The following is a 16284-nucleotide window of genomic DNA, read 5'->3' as shown; positions in this document are numbered from 1 at the left end:
GGCCGCGGTGGGCGCCGTTCGAGGAACGTGCGACCAAAAATGGCACGCTATCCGGCTAAGGGCCCTGTTATCCGGCAGGGGCCTGTCTGTCATCCGGCAGGGGCATTGGCCGAAGGGATAACCAGAGCGCCGACCGCCGAGCCGGCAGACGCTGGCGCCGAACCAGACAGACCCGATCAGGCGCGGGAGGCAGATAGCGGCACCGCTACGCCGGTTGTCTCGCCGCGATACCACTCGGTCAAGGCCTGGACGCGGCGAGTGGTTCGTGGATGGGTCGCGAAGATCTTGATGAAGAAGCCGGCGACGGGGGGGACGAGCTGTTCCTGGGCCTGAAAGGCGTCGGGATTCATGCTCGCGTTGAGCTTGGCGCTACCGCAGGCCAGCATCTGCAGGGCAGAGCGTGATGCAGAAAGGTCGCGTGCCAGTTGGCTGCCGGCTCGGTCACAGGTCAATTCGCAGGCACGCGAATAGGCCGAGCCCAAGAATGGCACCATGCGAGCCGGCAGTCGCAGGAAGTGTTTCCCCCCGTCCAGGTGTCCCGCGGCATGATGGGCCATCTCATGGCCGATGACGAAACGTACCTGCTCGTCGGAGTCGGCGTCGATCAGCGCCGAGGTCAACCAGATGTAGCGGCGGCGCCCGACGAGTTTTAGGGCAAAGGCATTCATCATGCCGCCGGAGTTGTAGATAAAAGCCTGGGGCGCTTCGTTAAGGCCGATGGCGGCTGCGCTTTCCTCGACCATTTGCTGAAGATGCGGAAACTGCTGGGGGCCGACCTTGACGTAGTGCCCGAGCATATGTGCCGTGATAAGGGACTTGGCGAAGTAGGACATTAGCCATATGCCGCCAATGTACACGGCCATGATAATGAACCCTGCGGTGCCCGCCAGAACGATAGAAAATAATCCATATAACGCGAACAGGCACCATAGTAGAGCGCCGACGACAAGGCAGATACTTGAGTAGAGTTTTTCTTTCGGGTGGCGTAGTGAATTGATGTCACATGTCATCTGAGTGTTATCCCTGCTGTGTGATGGGGTGATAGAAAAATGGCAAGACTCGTCGGAATGGCAAGGCTCGTCGGAATGGCAAGGTTTGTTCTGAGTGCTGTGCCAGAAAAGCGAGGGGCAGCGCGAATACGACATCGTGAGTCGAACCTATCGTCGTCGAGCGCGGCCATCCGGCTGGCAGAGCTCCTGCTGGCAGAGCTCCTGCGGGTAGCGCTAAGAGCATAGCGAGTTGGTTTTCCGTTTGATGTTGTTCGGCGCAACTGAAAGCTCGATTATTTATTATATGTGGCTATGGAAGAATGCTTGTCAGTCCGGTAGCGAAGCAAATATTGAGTGTGCCGGTTCGGGGTCGTCTGTCGAGTTATCAGGCGGTTGTTGATTTGAATCAGGCGCGGTGTTTTATGCGCTTCTTGATGCCGGGGAGCCGGTGTGCGAGAGCCGCTTTCCCTGGCGATTGCGCGCCCTTTCGAGGCGCCAGCAAGAGTGTCGGTGGTCGGGGCCGTTGCCATCGGGAGGATGGGATGAGCGACGACAAGCCCATCGCGTGATGGACCGCCAAGCGCCAGGCCGGCGTGGTCATGGCCATCGTCAAGGCCAGGACGACGGTGGCTCTGAGGCTCGCCCGAAGACCATCCGTGGCCCGCAGTGGCCAGCAGTGGATCAAGCACACACAAAAAGGCCTGAGCCCCGTGCAAGACAGGGCTCAGGCCATGGCTACCGGTTAAGCGAACCAAGCGTCCAACGCTTGGGGGCCAGGTCTCGACGCAACCGCAGTTGTCGCGGCGAGACCTGGCGGCGAGCTCCGACGCCTAGCTCTGACGCCTAGCTCTGACGCCTAGTTTTAACGCCTAGCCGTAGCCGAGCAGTTTCGAGGGCAGCCCGGTGACCAGCCACGGGAAGTAGGACATCAGCAGGCAGGCCAGCAAGATCAACCCGCAGAACGGGATCACCGCCTTGTACAGGTCCAGGGTCTCGACCTCCGGTGGCGCCACACCCTTCAGGTAGAACAGTGCGTAGCCGAAAGGCGGGGTCAAGAAGGAGGTCTGCAAGACCACCGCGACCATGACCACGAACCACAGCATGTCGACGCCCATGGTCTCGATGATCGGCAGCATGATCGGGAAGCTCAGCAGCACGATGCCGGTCCAGTCGAGGAACATGCCGAGCACGAACACCAGCAGGAACATCAGGATCAGGGCGCCGGTGGTGCCACCGGGCATCGCCAGGACCAGATCGCTGATCACGTCCATGCCGCCGCCGATGGAGAACACCCCGGTGAAGGCCGTGGCCCCGACCAGCACGAACATCACCATGGTGGTGGTCTTGCTCGCCTCGATGAAGGTGTTGTAGCAGGTCGACAGCTTGCGGTCGCCGAAGATCAGAAACAGCACGAAGGCCATGGTCACACCGATGGCCGATGCCTCGGTCGCGGTGGCGATACCGGTGAACAGGGCACCCAGCACGCCAAGAATCAGGCTCATCGGCGGCAGCACGTACTTGCCGAGCATGATCAGCAGCTCCCCGGTGCTGGTGTCGGCGCGCTCGGCGGCGTCCACCGGCGGGCCATAACTCGGCTTGATCAGACACACGATCAACACGTACAGGGCGTACATGGTGCCGAGCATCAGGCCAGGCACCAGGGCACCGGCGAACAGCGCGCCTACCGACACCGGCGAGTAGCTCGCCATCAGGATCAGCATGATGCTCGGCGGGATCAGGATGCCGAGGCAGCCGCTGGCCATGATGACGCCGGCGGAAAGCCCTTTGTTGTAGCCGTACTTGAGCATCGGGGCCAGGGCGATCAGGCCCATCACCGCGATGGAGGCGCCGACGATACCGGTGGTGGCGGCCAGCAGTACCGAGACGATGACCACGGTCAGCGCCAGGCCACCGCGCACCCGTCCGAGCAGCAGACGCATGCTCTCGAACATCTTCTCGGTGACGCCTGAGTCGTTGAGAAAACGCGCCATCAGGATGAACAGCGGAATCGCCACCAGGACGTAGTTGTCCATGGCGCGGCCGTAGATGTTGTTGATGATGATGCCGAGCACCTGGGGGCCGGGGCCGAAGTAGGCGCCGAGCACTGCGGTGCCGCCCAGCACGAAGGCCAGCGGGTGGCCCATGAACAGGCCGACCATCAGGCCGCCGAACATGAAGATGGTGAGCAGTTCCGGGCTCATGACGCGTCCTCCGATGACGGCTCGTCACCGCGCAGTTGCCCCACGGTGCGGATGACGATGGCGATGGCTTGCAACAGGATCAGCACGGCCGAGATGACGAGGACCGCCTTGACCGGGTACACCGGGATCGAAACGATGCCGTAGGTGGACTCCGAACGGCTCCAGGAGCGCTCGAAGAAGGTCCAGCTGTAGATCAGCAGCATGATGATGAAGGGGGTAAAGAACAGCAGGTAGCCGAGCAGTTCGATCAGCGCCTGGCCGCGCCGTGACAGCAGCCGCTTCAACACGTCGACCTCGACGTGGGCGTGATGGCGCAAGCCATAGGCGGCCATCAGCATGAAGTGCGTACCGAACAGCATGGTGGTGACATCAAAGGCCCAGTCGCTGGGGCGGCCGACGAAGAACCGCATCGCGATGTCGTAGACCACCACGAGGGTGATGATCGCGATCAGCGGGGCGATCAAACGGCCGAACCACTCGTTCAAGCAGTCGATGGCCTTGGCAATGGCATTCATGGTGGGAAGTCTCGTGAGGGACCAACGAAGGCCGGCGGCCTCTCCGGGGAGAGGCCGCCGGCGGTGAGGTGACCTGACGGGCGGGCTTACTCGCCCATGCAGGCCTCGATCTCCTCGAGTGACGGCAGGTTGTCGGTCACTCGGCTCATGTTGAACGGCACCGAGACGTCGCGCCAGTTGGCGTAGTTCTCGAGGTAGCTGATCATCGAGTGGTAGATCTTGGCGTGCATCGGGTCCTCGCAGGCGCCCTGCACGATCACGTCATTGGTGATGTCCTGGATCTTCTTGAGGTCTTCCTCGGACAGCTGGTTGATCGTGGTGCCGTCGTCGAGGAACTTCACGGTGCCCTCGGTGGACTGCTTCTCGGACCAGGCCAGCGACCAGGCCATGGTGGCCTGAGCGGCGATCTTCAGCTTCTCCTGGGTCTCCTCGGACAGCGCATCCCACGACTCCTGGTTGATCATCACGCCGAAGACGCTGGCGGACTGGTGCCAGCCTGGGGTCATCCAGTAGTCGGCGACCTCACCGAAGCCCGCCTTGTAGTCCACGCCCGGGGTCGAGAATTCGGCGCCGTCGACCACACCGCGTTCGATGGCCTGGTAGATCTCGCCGCCGGCCAGGGTGACCTGGGAGCCGCCGAGCTGCTCGAGTACGCGGCCCTGGTCGCGGCCGGACAGGCGCAGGCGCTTGCCTTCGAGATCGGCCAGGCTCTCGATCGGGGTGCCGCCACGAAAGCCGGACTCGTTGTTGGTGATGCCGTAGGGCAGGTAGACCATGTTGTACTGGCCGTAGACTTCCTGGTAGAGCTCGAAGCCGCCCCACTGGTTGATCCAGTTCAGGTAGTCGACGCCATTGAACAGGCTCGTGGTGGTGGCGAGCGGCGAGAACGCCGGGCTGCGACCCGCCCAGTAGCCGGGCCAGTCGCCGGCGGCCTGGATGCTGCCGGTCTCGGTGGCGTCGAAGACTTCGGTGCCGGGCATCAGGGTGCCGCCGGCGTAGAATTCGATCTCGACCTCGTCGCCGGCGAGCTGATTGACCAGCTCCGCCCAGTGGCGGTCGATCTCGATCAGGTCGAGGTTATCCGGCCAGGTAGTGGTCATGGTCCACTTTTCCTGAGCGACGACGCTGCCGGACATGGCGGCCAGGGCGATGCCCGCGGCCAGGCCCGTCAGGGTAAACTTGGTGGTGTGCTTCATGCAGGTGCTCCCCGTGGGTTGTTCTGATTGTTGCTCGGAAGGCGATCGGGGCCTCCCTATCGATCGATAACTGGCGATAGCAGGCGGTGCCTTGGTATCCGGCACCTGGGGGTAGTGCTGCGCCGGTGGGCGGATCGTCACCGTGCGGCGCCATGGCCCCATCAAGCTAGCACGCGGCGCCAGACTTGTTCGATGCCGGTTGATGCACCGGAATGAGCCCATTTTTTGGCAGTCGCTCAGTCTTTTTGGCGACAAAAACTATAGCGTTATCAGTAAAATGAAAGGTTTATCGCGTGATTTATGCTGCGTTGCGATAGTTCAGCCAAGCGTTTAATCGCCTCTTTTATTAGACCAAAGTTGATTTCCCCGGGAGCCTCGTCATGCCGCCTTCTATGACCTTTGTCGTGCCTCCGGCGCTAAATGCCTATCAGAGCACAATGAGAAGGGGGCGCTGGCGCGGGCTGGTGGCGATAGTGGCGTCATACGAGTGCGCCGTTGCCGCCGCGCGTCGGGTCGTCGACGACCACGCCAGGCAACCGTCGGCGTCGCGTTCGCTTTGGGTCGCCAGCCAACCGGTGGCCGGCCTGGCGGCCGAGGTCGCCGTACTGCCGCCGGGCAAGGCCAGGACTCGCCTGGGCGCCGAGCATGATCTGGTGGTGATCGATGCGGTGTCACCGGGCGAAGGCCTCGACCCGGATGCCCTCGGGGCACTCTCGGGAACGCTGGTGGCGGGGGGCCTGTTGGTGCTGCTGCTGCCGGACAATGGCGGCCGTGCCCCGGACGCCGACTACCGTCGTCTCGCCGACCATCCTCGGCCCTGGGAATCGCTCTCGAGCCGTTTTCTCGAGCGCCTGCACCGCCGCTTGGGGACGCTTGACGCCGTGTTGACCTGGCACCCGGGCGAGGGGACGGTCGACGTGCCTGGGAAGCCAGCCGGTGTGGCGGGGGCGAGCGCGGTGGCCACGCCGTCCCGGCAGCGTCAACCGGGCTTGGATGCTGACTGCCTGAGCGCGGATCAGGCGGAGGCCGTGGCGCGCCTGGTGCGGTTGCGGCGGCGCCGTCCGCTGGTGATCACCGCCGATCGCGGGCGCGGCAAGTCGGCGGCACTGGGCATCGCCTGCGTGCGCTGGCTGGCGCGCGGGGAGGCCGACGGCGACGCCGTCGATATCGTGCTGACGGCGCCTCGAGCGTCGTCGGTGGATGCGGTCTTCGAGCGCCTGGTGGCCCTGCGTCCAGCGGCCCGTCGCGATGGCCTCACGCTGACCGATCCCGGCGGACGGGTGCGCTTCGTCGCCCCGGACGTCTTGAGCCAGGGCGTGGCGGAGCACGAAGAAGGGGGGGCCGGCAGCCTGCTGTTGGTGGATGAGGCCGCGGCCATTCCGGCCGCCTTGCTGGCGACGTGGCTTGGTGCCTTTCCGCGTATCGCCTTCGCCACGACCGTGCATGGCTACGAGGGCTCGGGGCGAGGGTTCGCCCTGCGCTTTCGAGCCGTGCTCGACCGGCTGACGCCAGACTGGAAGGCCTTGCACCTGACAACACCGATCCGCTGGGCCAGCGGCGACCCGCTGGAGGCGGCGACCGCCGACCTGCTGCTGCTCGATGCCCAGGTCGGCGCGCCGAGCCACGAGCAAACCGATGCCGATGTTGGCGACGGCCTGATTCGAACGCTCGATCGCGACGCGCTCAGCCGCGACGAGACGCGACTTCGCGGTGTGTTCGGCCTACTGGTTCAGGCGCATTATCGCACCACGCCGGCGGACCTGCGGGCGCTGCTCGATGCCCCGGCAACGCGCATTCTCGAACTTGCCGATGCGGCAGCCCCCCGCGCCATGACCGGCGTGCTGGTCAGCACCGATGAGGGTGGCTTCGATGTGGAGCTCGCCGAGCGAGTGGCCCGTGGCGAGCGGCGGCCCCGGGGGCACTTGCTGGCCCAGTCGTTGGCGGCTCACGCCGGCGAGCCCGAGGCGCTCACGGCGCAGCTACGTCGGGTCACGCGGCTAGCCGTCCATCCGGACCTTCGCCGCCGCGGCCTCGGCGCACGGTTGCTGAACGAGGGCATCGCCGCTGCCAGCGCCGATGGTCGGGACCTTTTCGGGGCCAGCTTCGGCGCCGATGGCGGGTTGCTGGCGTTCTGGCGTGCCCAGGGCTTCGCCGTGGTGCGCCTGGGGTTGACCCGGGAAGCCGCGACCGGCGAGCACGCGGTGATGGTCGCCCGCGCCACCAGCGAGCGCGGCGTGGCGTTGCTTTGGCGATTGCGCCAGCGCTTCGCCAGACAACTGCCGGCGCTGTTGGCCTTCGAGCTGAACGACCTGGCGCCGGACGTGCTGGTGATGTTACTGGCCGAGACCGCCACCCATCCCGCAGGCACAGAGCCTGCGCCAGGCGACATCCCCCTCGAGACGGCGCTTTCGTCGTCGGACCTGCGCGACCTTCACGCCATGGCCCACGGCGCCCGAGACCCGGCGCTGGTGCGTCCGGCCATCCAGGCGCTGGTGCAATGGGGCGCAGTCTCCGGGCGCCTTGGACCGAACGGCGCAGTCTCCGGGCGCCTTGGACCGAGCGGCGCAGTCTCCGGGCGCCTGACACAGACCACCGGCGCTGCCGATGCCGCTCTAGGACTGGCCGCCTGGGCCTGGCAGGGTCGCGACATGGAACACCTGGCCCGGTCGCTTGGGTTGAGCGGTCGTCGCCAGGTGCTTGAGGCGCTGCGTAGCGCCGTGGCACAACTGCTGGCGTGACGTGGGTGCTTCCCCTCGGCGAGGGGCGGCGGTAGAGTGCCCCGGGTCCATCATCAAGACGTGAAGCGCATGAACGCACATCTCGAACAGCTGTCTCCGACCGCCGTGTGGCGCCACTTCCGCACCCTGTGCAATACGCCGCGGCCTTCCGGTCACGAGGCGGCGCTGGTTACCAAGCTCGAGGCCTGGGCCGACGCCCGAGGGCTCGCCCACGACCGCGATGACTACGGCAACCTGCGCATTCGACGTGGGGCGAGCCCGGGCCACGAGTCGGCGCCGGGTATCATTCTCCAGGGCCATCTGGACATGGTGGCCCAGGCCAACAGCGACCACCCCCATGACTTTACTCGAGACCCCATCGAGACCCGGGTCGTGGATGGCTGGCTGACGGCGCACGAGACCACGCTAGGCGCCGATAATGGCCTTGGTGTCGCCGCCGCGCTGGCGGTGCTCGAAGATGAGACCCTGCCCCACGGCCCCCTCGAGGCGTTGTTCACCCTGGAAGAAGAGTCCTCCATGGGGGGAGCCTTGCACCTGGCCGAAGGCTGGCTCGAGGGCCGGCTGTTGTTGAACCTCGATTCTGAGGACCGTGGACAGGTGTATATCGGCTGTGCCGGGGGAGCCGATGTGGTCGTCGACGCCCAGCTGCCGCTCGAGGCCCTGGGCGACGACGAGGTCGTCCTGACCCTGTCACTGTCCGGGTTGCGGGGTGGGCACTCCGGCATCGATATCGACAAGGGCCTGGGCAATGCCAATCGCTTGCTGGTGCGGGTGTTGCGGGCGCTGGACGGCTGCGAGACGCGCCTGGTCGAGTATCGCGGCGGCACCCTGCGCAACGCCATCCCCCGTGAGGCCTTCGCGAGCCTCGCCATGCCGGCCGGCGAAGTGGCCGCTGCCCAATCTCGAGTGCTGGCCCTCGAGGCCGCTATCCGCGCTGAACTTGCGGGGATCGACGAGGGGCTGGCACTGGCCCTGACTCCGCTCGAGTCCGCCGCCGATGTACCCGCGAAGGAGGCACTGTCGCGCCACGCCACACGCCTGCTGGTGGCCGCATTGCACGCCGCGCCCTGCGGTGTCGAGCGCATGAGCGTCGAGGTGCCCGGGGTCGTGGAAACCTCCAATAACCTGGGGGTGGTCAGCCTCGAGGGGGGCCGCTTCCATCTTTGTGCCCTGGTGCGCTCGCTGCGCGACAGCGCCACCACCGACATGGCCGAGCGCTTTCGCGCGTTGTTCGAGCTGATCGGCGCCCGCACTCGGGTCGAACACGGCTACCCCGGGTGGACGCCTCAGCCGACCAGTCCCCTGCTCGAGCGCTTCTGCGAATTGCATCGCGCGCGTCTGGGCGTCGAGCCTGAGATCAAGGTGATCCACGCCGGGCTCGAATGCGGCATTCTCGGCGGCAAGTACCCGCACCTCGAGATGATCTCCTTCGGTCCGCTGATCCGCGGCGCCCACTCACCCAACGAGCGGGTCGAGATCGCGTCGGTCGAGGAGTTCTATGCGCTGCTGCGCACCTTGATCGCCGACCTGGCCGAACGGCCCGACGGTGTCGCCAGCTGATATGCCGGATATCGAGTGGATGCAACGGCTGATGGGCGATCCCGTGCTCACCGCGCTGGTGTTGGGTATGGCGTTCGCTGTGATACTGGGATTCGGCGCTGCGTTTGCCCTCGGAGCTCGCGCTCGACGCCTGGCAGGGCGACTCGATGCCGCGCGCCAGGCTCTGGACGCAGGTGAAGAGCGCTTTCGCCGGCGCGATGAGGCGGCGCATCGGCTGGAACAGGAGCTCGCCGCCAGCGATGCTCAGCTGGATGCCAGTCGCGAGCAGATTGGCGCTCTCGATGCGGCGCTCGACCAGGCGCGGGAAGGGCTTAGCGGACTGCGTGAGCGTAGCGCTCGCCTGGAGACCGAGCGCGACCAGATGGCGGTGCGCCACCGCGAGCAGCTGGCCTTGCTCGAAGAGGCCCGGGAGCGGCTCAAGAGCGAGTTTCACCAGCTTGCCGGCCAGGTCTTCGATGAGCGCCAGCAGGCCTACCAGGTGCAGAGTCGCGAGGGGCTCGAGACGTTGCTCAAGCCGTTCCGCGAACAGGTCGACCAGTTCCGCCGTCGGGTGGAAGATCTGACCGGCCAGCACAGCCGCGACGCGGTCACCCTGAAGGCGCAGATCGACCAGTTGGCCGGCCTCAATGCGCGGCTCGGGGAAGAAGCCGCGGGGCTGGCTCGGGCGCTCAAGGGCGATCAGAAGACCCAGGGCAACTGGGGTGAGCTGATGCTGGAAACCGTGCTGGAGCGCAGCGGTCTGAGACGCGATGTCGAGTATCGTCGTGAAGTGTCGATGAACGGCGAGCATGGCCGCCAGCGGCCCGATGCGATCATCTACCTGCCCGAATCGCGCCATCTGATCGTCGATGCCAAGGTGTCGCTGAGCGCCTGGACCCGGGTGGTCAATGCCGCCGACGATGACGAGCGCGAGGCCGCCATGGGGGCCCATTTGCAGTCGCTCAGAAACCACGTGCGGGGCTTGTCGGCCAAGGACTACCCGAGCCTGCCGGGCCTGCATTCGCCGGACTTCGTGTTCCTGTTCGTGCCGGTGGAGCCGGCCTTCGCCGCGGCCTTCGAGCGTGATCCTACGCTGTTCCAGGAGGCCTTCGACCGTCAGGTGGTGGTGGTCACGCCGACGACCCTGCTGGCGAGCCTGCGCACCGTGGCGGGGCTGTGGAGCATGGAGCGTCAGAACGAGAATGCGCGCCTGATCACCGCCCGTGCCGAGCGTCTGTTGGCCAAGTTCTCGGGGTTTGTCGAAAGTCTCGATGACGTCGGCAAGCATCTCGATCGCGCCCGAGAGAGTCACCACCGGGCAATGAACCGACTGTCACAGGGCCAAGGCAGCCTGGTGGCCCAGGCTGTCGAACTCGAGCGGCTTGGCGCTCGCATGAAGAAACCGCTGCCCGACGAGCTGCGCCATGCCGCCGAGCAGGACTCGCCTGCTCAGCAGCCATCACGCCAGGGCCTTGAAGACTGAGCAAGACGGTTCCGCCTGGGCTGACGCTGGTGCGCCGCGATCAATAAAAAACCGCCCTATTAGCCTGTGGCCAATAGGGCGGTTTACATCGGCTACCTCGGCGATGTCAGCCCAGGTAGGCGTTGAGCATCCAGATGGTCTTTTCCTGCTCGCGGATGTAGTCACCAACCTGAGAGGCGGTGCCTTCGTCATCGGCATCCGATGCCAAGGACAGCAGCTCCCGCTGCTGCTCGATCAGGGTCTGGAACCCCGTCAGCACGCCGCGAACACAGGCTTCACCGTCGTGCACGTCCTTGTCTTCTTCAATCTGCGACAGCTTGGCGTAGTCGCTGTAGGCGTGGACCGGCTTGTGGCCCAGGGTCAGGATGCGCTCGGCGACTTCATCGACCTTGACCAGCAGGTCGGTGTAGAACTCCTCGAATTTTTCGTGCAGTTCGAAGAAATTGGCGCCCTTCACGTTCCAGTGATAGCCGCGCACGTTCATGTAAAAGATCTGGTAGTTGGCCAGTAACTCGTTGAGCTTGCCGGCAAGATCGCTGGCGCTGCCTTCGTGCAGGCCAATAGCGTTGGTATCGCTCATGCAATGCCTCCTTGATCGCGTTTTGACGCCCAGTCTAGCGCTGGCGGTGGCGTGGGGTAAGCGAATCGTGTCCATCGCCACCATAGCCTTACTCCATGACATAAGGACGACAGATGACGTTTTCAAGCGTCGCGTCGCACGCGATGGCCGCCGCCGAGGATCGCTGCCCGGCATCTTGTGCAGGTGACCAAAACATTCGCCGCGCCCGGCGCAACGTCGCCAGCGTTCATTCGCTTTAACGCCTCAACGCCTCGTGCCGAGGTCCCGAGGCCGGACCGGGGGAGGCACGAAGCGCGAGGCGTGGCGCCATCGGCGAGGCGTGTCGGCCGGCCTGCGGCGTTGGGCTATGGGGTCGCCGCCGCCGTTGCCTTGATGACCCGGATCAGGTTTTCGCTGCGATCGGCCAATAGCTCGGCACAGCGTGACAGCGCCTCATCAAGTTCCATCGGCCCGTCGGCCAGGGCGAAGGCGGCGCTGACGCCTTCCTCCAGCGCGGCCTGCCAGCCCGGTGCCATGCGACCGGCCAGCAGAATCACGGGAACGCCGTGCTGGCGGGCGGCCCGGGAGACGCCGATGGGGGTCTTGCCCGACAGGCTCTGGCCATCGAGCTGACCTTCGCCGGTGATCACCAGGTCGGCGGCCTTCAAGCGTGCCTCCATCCCGGCCTGCTCCATGATCATCTCGATCCCCGGACGCAGTCGGCCCTTGAGAAATGCCGCCACGGCGAAGCCCATGCCGCCGGCGGCGCCGGCACCGGGCAGGTCGCGATGGTCATCACCCAGCGCCTTGGCGGTGTGGTCGGCTAGATGGGCCAGCGCTCGGTCGAGGCGGGCCACGTCGTCTTCGGTGGCGCCTTTCTGAGGGCCGAAGATGGCGCTGGCGCCGTGGTCGCCGAGCAGCGGGTTGTCCACATCGACGGCGGCTTCGACGTCGATCTCGCCGAGTCGCGTGTCGAGGCCCGAGAGATCGAGGGTCGCCAGTCGCTCGAGCGCCGCACCGCCCGGGGCGAGTGGCTGGTTATCGGCGTCCAGCAGGCGGGCGCCGAGAGCCACCAGCATGCCGGCACCCCCATCGTTGGTCGCACTGCCGCCCAGGGTCACCAGCAGGCGCTCGGCGCCGGCGTCCAGCGCCTCGAGAATGAGTTCGCCGACGCCGTGGGTGGTGCTGTTAAGCGCGGTGCGCTCGTCCCGGGTCAAGGCCTGCAGACCGCTGGCCTCGGCCAGTTCGATGTAGGCGGTGTGGCTGGCGCTGTGCCACCCCCAGGCGGCGTCGCAGGGGCGACCCAGTGCGTCCTGGACCCGGGCGCTGCGTCGCTCGGCGCCGGTGGCGGCGAGCAGAGCATCGAGACTGCCTTCGCCACCGTCGGCCAGCGGGCATTGGTCGATGGCAAGTGAGGGATCGGCACGCAGGGCGCCCTCGGCGATGGCGCGGGCGGCGTCGCGGGCGGGGAGGGCATCCTTGTAGCTGTCGGGGCAAATTAGCAGGTTCATGATGGGCTCATCTCACGCAGAAATTTTGTGGAAACAATTTCCACATAGATACACTAGCCGATCCTGCGACGAACAGCACCCCCGAGGATGCGTTTTCTGGCGGCACAGGACAGCGTAGACTCCATGAAGTATTCCACAGGGGTCTTGAGGAGGTCGTGATGCGCATGCCCAAATCCATGCCCCCGATCCGCCGGTCGAGAGCGTCGAGCGCTCTCGTCTCGCTGAGCGTGATCGGGGTGACGTTGGCCATGGCTGGCTGCCAGGCCACGCCGACCGACCTGCCCCAGGCACAGCCGGCGGTATCGACCAGCTGCGAGTGGTCGCCGGCGCCCGGTAGCGTCGCCATGACCGATGTGGTGGCGGCGCTCGAGCGCCGCGACTTTCTGGTGCGCGATACCGATGCCGCGCTCGGTGTGGTCAGCGCCGAACGGGTCGAGCGAGCGACCTATCACAATGCCGATGCGGTGCGCCCCCAACTCGGTGGCTTCGTGCTGGGCGGCAGCGGTGGGCGAGTCGGCGGGGGCGTCGGTGTCGGCGTCGGATTCGGCGGCGGCGGGTGGGGCGGCTGGGGCACCATCGACGATGCCACCCGCGTCGAGCGGGTCTCGGTTGCTCTCGATGCCGAGCGGATCCGAGTGACGCGGGATATTCGCCTGTTCGACTGGCGCGGCGATTTGCGCGAGTCACGCACCGCCAGTGATAGTGAGTTCTGTGTGGCGCTGCGCAACGACCTGCTGGCAGCCGGCCCCGAATCCACCGAGGAGACACGCTGATGCGCCTTGCGTTGCTGTTGATGGTGGTACTGGGGGTGAGCGGCTGCGTCACCTCGGCGCCATCCTCCGAGCCTGCCCGGCAGATGGCGGTGATGGCCGATGCCGAGCGAGCCCTCGATGAGAGCCTGGCGCTGCTGATGCAGCGTGGGTACGTCATTACCATGGCCGATGGAGGGCTGGGCCGCATCGACGCCTCTCTGGCGCGCTCGCCAGGCTACCGGGTCGAGGTGAGGGTGACCGAGAACATGCCATCCGGCGCGAGCATCGCGCTGCAGGCCTTTCGCGGCGGTCGCCTGCTGCCGGCGACGACGGTCGAGCCGCTATTTGTCGAGCTTCAGCGGCGACTCGCCGAGGCGCCATAGGGTATGCACAGGACGAGCATGAGGATCCATCGTGAATAAGGGAAACACGGGCCGGGGCTGCTGGTCGCTGCTGGTCGCTCTCGGCGCCGCGCTCATCGCTTCGCCACTTCAGGCCCACCCCCACGGCTGGGTCGATCTGTCGGTGCGCCTGGAGGTCGATGATCGGCAGCGGCTGACGGCGCTGCGCCAAGCCTGGCGCATGGATCCTTTCTACAGCCTGGTGCTGCTCGAGGAGATTGCCGCCAGCGACCAAGGCATGGAGGCGGCGCTGGATCGGTTGGGCAGCGAGATCGCCGAGACCCTTGCGCCCCAAGGGTTCTTCACCGAGGCCAGCCGCGATGAAGAACCACTGAGTTTCGCTCATGTGACCGATACCTCGGTGCTCAATCGCGATGGCCGTATCGTGCTGCACCTTCGCCTGCCGCTGGCCGAGCCGGTGCCCCTGGACAACGCTCGCCTGACCTATCGGGTCTTCGATCCGTCCTACTACATCGAAGTCGTGCACGAAGCCGACGACGACGGGGTGCCCCTGGCGAATGCCCTGGTGGTGCCCGATGGCCTCGACTGCGTGCATCGAATTCTCGCCCCGGACCCGGATCCGGCACAGATTCAGGCCGCGGCCGAGCTCGACAGAGACGACCGCGCGGCGCCCGGACTCGGGCGCTTCTTCGCCGAAACTGGCGTGGTGGAGTGTTAATGGGAGGCGCACACAAGAGCTCGAACGCGGCGCTGTGGTGGCTATCCCTGTTGGCGCTCGGTGTTGCTGCCATCGCGTGGCTGGTGGGGGCCGGAGACGGTGGGCTGGGCGCCGTCGGGCGCTGGATCTTCACCACCCAGCGTGACCTCCACCATGCGTTGACCGATGCGGTGACCTCGCTGGACCGTGCGCCATCGCTGCCAGCCTGGTGGACGCTGCTGGCCTTGAGCTTCGGCTATGGGGTCTTCCATGCGGCGGGCCCCGGCCACGGCAAGGCGGTTCTCTCGACCTATCTCGTGTCCCAGGGCGGGGCGTGGCGCCAGGCCTTGGCCTTGTCCTGTGCGGCGGCCCTGCTACAGGGGTTGGTGGCCGTCCTGCTGGTGCTGGCGCTAGTGGAGGGGCTCGGCTGGATGACGCGGGAGGCGCTCGGCAGCGTGGTCTGGGTCGAGCGCTTGAGCTTCGCCCTGGTGACCGTGCTGGGTCTCGGGTTGTGCCTGAGGGCATGCCGCGATCTCCTGCGCCTGAGGCGATCAACGGCACCGGCCGGGGCGTCGGTGTTGGCCTCAGCGCCACCACTCGGGCAGCCCGGCGCCACCGGCCATGGCCGCGTCGAGGACGCGTTCGACGCCCGCCAGCCCGAACCGGTGTTCACCTCTTTCGCCGCGGTCACGGCGGCAACAACGACGCCTTTCCCGGCGGTGGGGCATGCCCCCGGTGCTGCCTGTTGCTCCGGCCACCATCACCTCACGCCACACGCCATCGAGGGTCGACGTAGTGCGCTGTTGGCGGTGCTGGCCATCGGCGCGCGTCCGTGCAGCGGTGCGGTGTTGCTGATGGGGGTCACGGCCTTGCTCGGGCGTCCATGGATGGGCGTGGTGGCGGTGTTGTGCATGTCGCTGGGAACGGCGCTGACGGTCTCCCTGTTGGGGCTGGCAAGCGTACTGGCCAGGGGATGGGCCGAGCGGCGCCTCGCCGCAGCGCCTTCGCCGAGCCGTCTGGCCTGGGTAGCGCCACTAGTCGCCCTCGCCGGCGGTGTGGTGATCGCAGCGCTCGGGGTGATGCTGAGCCTGCAGGTGGACGAGGGCGCAGGCAGCCTGCCGCTGTTGATGAGGCCGGCGGGGACAGGATTGACGGGGCCTTGAGTCGAAGCGCCTGTCTTCAGCGCGCAATGGCGGATGCTACTTGTCGAGCTTCAGGCCGCTGACCAGCGCCAGCACGGTGTCACGCATCGTCGCCAGCGATGACTTGTCGTAGGGGGCGGCCTGGCCCTGCCCCCATACCGGGCCGGGCCAGGCGGCGTCGTCTTTCTTGCGCACGATCACGTGCAAGTGCAGCTGCGCCACCATGTTGCCAAGGGTGGCAACGTTGAGCTTGTCGCCGCCTTGATGGGCCTTCAGGGCCTGCCCGACCCGAGAGGCTTCGCGCCACATCTGTTGCTGATCGTCTTCGCTCATGTCGAACACCTCGACGGCGCCTTCACAGCGCGGAATCAGCACCAGCCAGGCGTAGCGGGCATCGTCCATCAGGCGCAGCTGGCACAGCGGCAATTCGGTGATCGGATAGCTATCGTCGACCAGACGTGGGTCGAGGGCGAAGTCGGTCATGTCGGGCTCCGATGGGCGGCGTTACCCACAGGGTACACCAGCGGTGCGCCGGTCGGCGGATTTCCCCGCTGCGCACGTGGCGGGTATTCTGATGGCCGCTGTCTTTCCGGTGCTGTG

14 protein-coding genes are annotated in these 16284 nt (G+C 66.2%); 7 read left to right on the top strand and 7 right to left on the bottom strand.

The annotated features are described in order from the left end of the window. Positions 1–176 precede the first annotated feature (176 nt). From ACUN9Y_RS15840 to dctP, 4 genes are all read right to left on the bottom strand, one after another. Entirely contained in the window at positions 177–863 is a 687-nt protein-coding gene (locus ACUN9Y_RS15840) for a M48 family metallopeptidase (protein ID WP_445461694.1), read from the bottom strand. Between the two features lie 995 nt (positions 864–1858). Then, a complete protein-coding gene (locus ACUN9Y_RS15835; RefSeq protein ID WP_445461693.1) occupies positions 1859–3190 on the bottom strand; it encodes a TRAP transporter large permease in 1332 nt (443 codons plus the stop codon). Continuing rightward, entirely contained in the window at positions 3187–3705 is a 519-nt protein-coding gene (locus ACUN9Y_RS15830; protein WP_445461692.1) for a TRAP transporter small permease subunit, read from the bottom strand. Before ACUN9Y_RS15830 ends, ACUN9Y_RS15835 begins: the two co-directional genes overlap by 4 nt. Positions 3706–3791: 86 nt before the next feature. Then, entirely contained in the window at positions 3792–4901 is a 1110-nt protein-coding gene (dctP, locus tag ACUN9Y_RS15825; RefSeq protein WP_445461691.1) for a TRAP transporter substrate-binding protein DctP, read from the bottom strand. A 473-nt stretch (positions 4902–5374) separates the two neighbouring features. Between dctP and ACUN9Y_RS15820 the strand changes: the two genes are divergently transcribed. From ACUN9Y_RS15820 to rmuC, 3 genes are all read left to right on the top strand, one after another. Continuing rightward, positions 5375–7639: a GNAT family N-acetyltransferase gene (locus tag ACUN9Y_RS15820; RefSeq protein WP_445461690.1), complete on the top strand. Its 2265-nt coding sequence runs from the start codon at positions 5375–5377 to the stop codon at positions 7637–7639. A 69-nt stretch (positions 7640–7708) separates the two neighbouring features. Next, positions 7709–9199 (top strand): aminoacyl-histidine dipeptidase, encoded by a 1491-nt coding sequence (locus ACUN9Y_RS15815; protein WP_445461689.1) that lies wholly within the window; start codon positions 7709–7711, stop codon positions 9197–9199. 19 nt (positions 9200–9218) lie between these two features. Then, positions 9219–10661, top strand: coding sequence for a DNA recombination protein RmuC (gene rmuC / locus ACUN9Y_RS15810; protein WP_445461688.1), 1443 nt, complete (start codon positions 9219–9221; stop codon positions 10659–10661). 106 nt (positions 10662–10767) lie between these two features. Here rmuC and ACUN9Y_RS15805 read toward each other — a convergent pair whose 3' ends face one another. Both ACUN9Y_RS15805 and ACUN9Y_RS15800 read right to left on the bottom strand, forming a co-directional pair. Further along, on the bottom strand, positions 10768–11241 hold the full coding sequence (locus tag ACUN9Y_RS15805) for a Dps family protein (RefSeq protein WP_445461687.1): 474 nt from the start codon (positions 11239–11241) through the stop codon (positions 10768–10770). A gap of 344 nt (positions 11242–11585) precedes the next feature. Continuing rightward, on the bottom strand, positions 11586–12731 hold the full coding sequence (locus ACUN9Y_RS15800; protein ID WP_445461686.1) for a glycerate kinase: 1146 nt from the start codon (positions 12729–12731) through the stop codon (positions 11586–11588). A 158-nt stretch (positions 12732–12889) separates the two neighbouring features. Between ACUN9Y_RS15800 and ACUN9Y_RS15795 the strand changes: the two genes are divergently transcribed. From ACUN9Y_RS15795 to ACUN9Y_RS15780, 4 genes are read left to right on the top strand one after another with little or no spacing between them, the layout of a single operon-like run. After that, positions 12890–13504 carry a hypothetical protein gene (locus ACUN9Y_RS15795; RefSeq protein WP_445461685.1) on the top strand — a complete coding sequence of 205 codons (615 nt, stop codon included), beginning with the start codon at positions 12890–12892 and terminating at the stop codon, positions 13502–13504. Beyond that, positions 13504–13866, top strand: coding sequence for a hypothetical protein (locus ACUN9Y_RS15790; protein ID WP_445461684.1), 363 nt, complete (start codon positions 13504–13506; stop codon positions 13864–13866). Before ACUN9Y_RS15795 ends, ACUN9Y_RS15790 begins: the two co-directional genes overlap by 1 nt. A gap of 31 nt (positions 13867–13897) precedes the next feature. Next, a complete protein-coding gene (locus ACUN9Y_RS15785) occupies positions 13898–14563 on the top strand; it encodes a DUF1007 family protein (RefSeq protein ID WP_445461683.1) in 666 nt (221 codons plus the stop codon). Next, positions 14563–15705, top strand: coding sequence for a nickel/cobalt transporter (locus ACUN9Y_RS15780; RefSeq protein ID WP_445461682.1), 1143 nt, complete (start codon positions 14563–14565; stop codon positions 15703–15705). Before ACUN9Y_RS15785 ends, ACUN9Y_RS15780 begins: the two co-directional genes overlap by 1 nt. Before the next feature lie 36 nt (positions 15706–15741). Here the strand turns inward: ACUN9Y_RS15780 and ACUN9Y_RS15775 are convergent, their stop codons facing one another. Next, positions 15742–16167, bottom strand: coding sequence for an HIT domain-containing protein (locus ACUN9Y_RS15775; RefSeq protein WP_445461681.1), 426 nt, complete (start codon positions 16165–16167; stop codon positions 15742–15744). Positions 16168–16284 lie beyond the last annotated feature (117 nt).

The organism is Halomonas sp. V046, from assembly GCF_052645355.1.
Note: the sequence above shows the minus strand (reverse complement) of the source record. Positions and strands in the feature narration are given on the sequence as shown.

What these genes read in the sequence shown, in the direction of transcription:
- ACUN9Y_RS15815 (WP_445461689.1), top strand. Translation starts at nt 7,709, where the DNA reads ATGAACGCACATCTCGAACAGCTGTCTCCGACCGCCGTGTGGCGCCAC.
- ACUN9Y_RS15775 (WP_445461681.1), bottom strand. Translation starts at nt 16,167, where the DNA reads ATGACCGACTTCGCCCTCGACCCACGTCTGGTCGACGATAGCTATCCG.
- rmuC (WP_445461688.1), top strand. Translation starts at nt 9,219, where the DNA reads ATGCAACGGCTGATGGGCGATCCCGTGCTCACCGCGCTGGTGTTGGGT.
- ACUN9Y_RS15835 (WP_445461693.1), bottom strand. Translation starts at nt 3,190, where the DNA reads ATGAGCCCGGAACTGCTCACCATCTTCATGTTCGGCGGCCTGATGGTC.
- ACUN9Y_RS15790 (WP_445461684.1), top strand. Translation starts at nt 13,504, where the DNA reads ATGCGCCTTGCGTTGCTGTTGATGGTGGTACTGGGGGTGAGCGGCTGC.
- ACUN9Y_RS15840 (WP_445461694.1), bottom strand. Translation starts at nt 863, where the DNA reads ATGGCCGTGTACATTGGCGGCATATGGCTAATGTCCTACTTCGCCAAG.
- dctP (WP_445461691.1), bottom strand. Translation starts at nt 4,901, where the DNA reads ATGAAGCACACCACCAAGTTTACCCTGACGGGCCTGGCCGCGGGCATC.
- ACUN9Y_RS15780 (WP_445461682.1), top strand. Translation starts at nt 14,563, where the DNA reads ATGGGAGGCGCACACAAGAGCTCGAACGCGGCGCTGTGGTGGCTATCC.
- ACUN9Y_RS15805 (WP_445461687.1), bottom strand. Translation starts at nt 11,241, where the DNA reads ATGAGCGATACCAACGCTATTGGCCTGCACGAAGGCAGCGCCAGCGAT.
- ACUN9Y_RS15830 (WP_445461692.1), bottom strand. Translation starts at nt 3,705, where the DNA reads ATGAATGCCATTGCCAAGGCCATCGACTGCTTGAACGAGTGGTTCGGC.
- ACUN9Y_RS15795 (WP_445461685.1), top strand. Translation starts at nt 12,890, where the DNA reads ATGCGCATGCCCAAATCCATGCCCCCGATCCGCCGGTCGAGAGCGTCG.
- ACUN9Y_RS15800 (WP_445461686.1), bottom strand. Translation starts at nt 12,731, where the DNA reads ATGAACCTGCTAATTTGCCCCGACAGCTACAAGGATGCCCTCCCCGCC.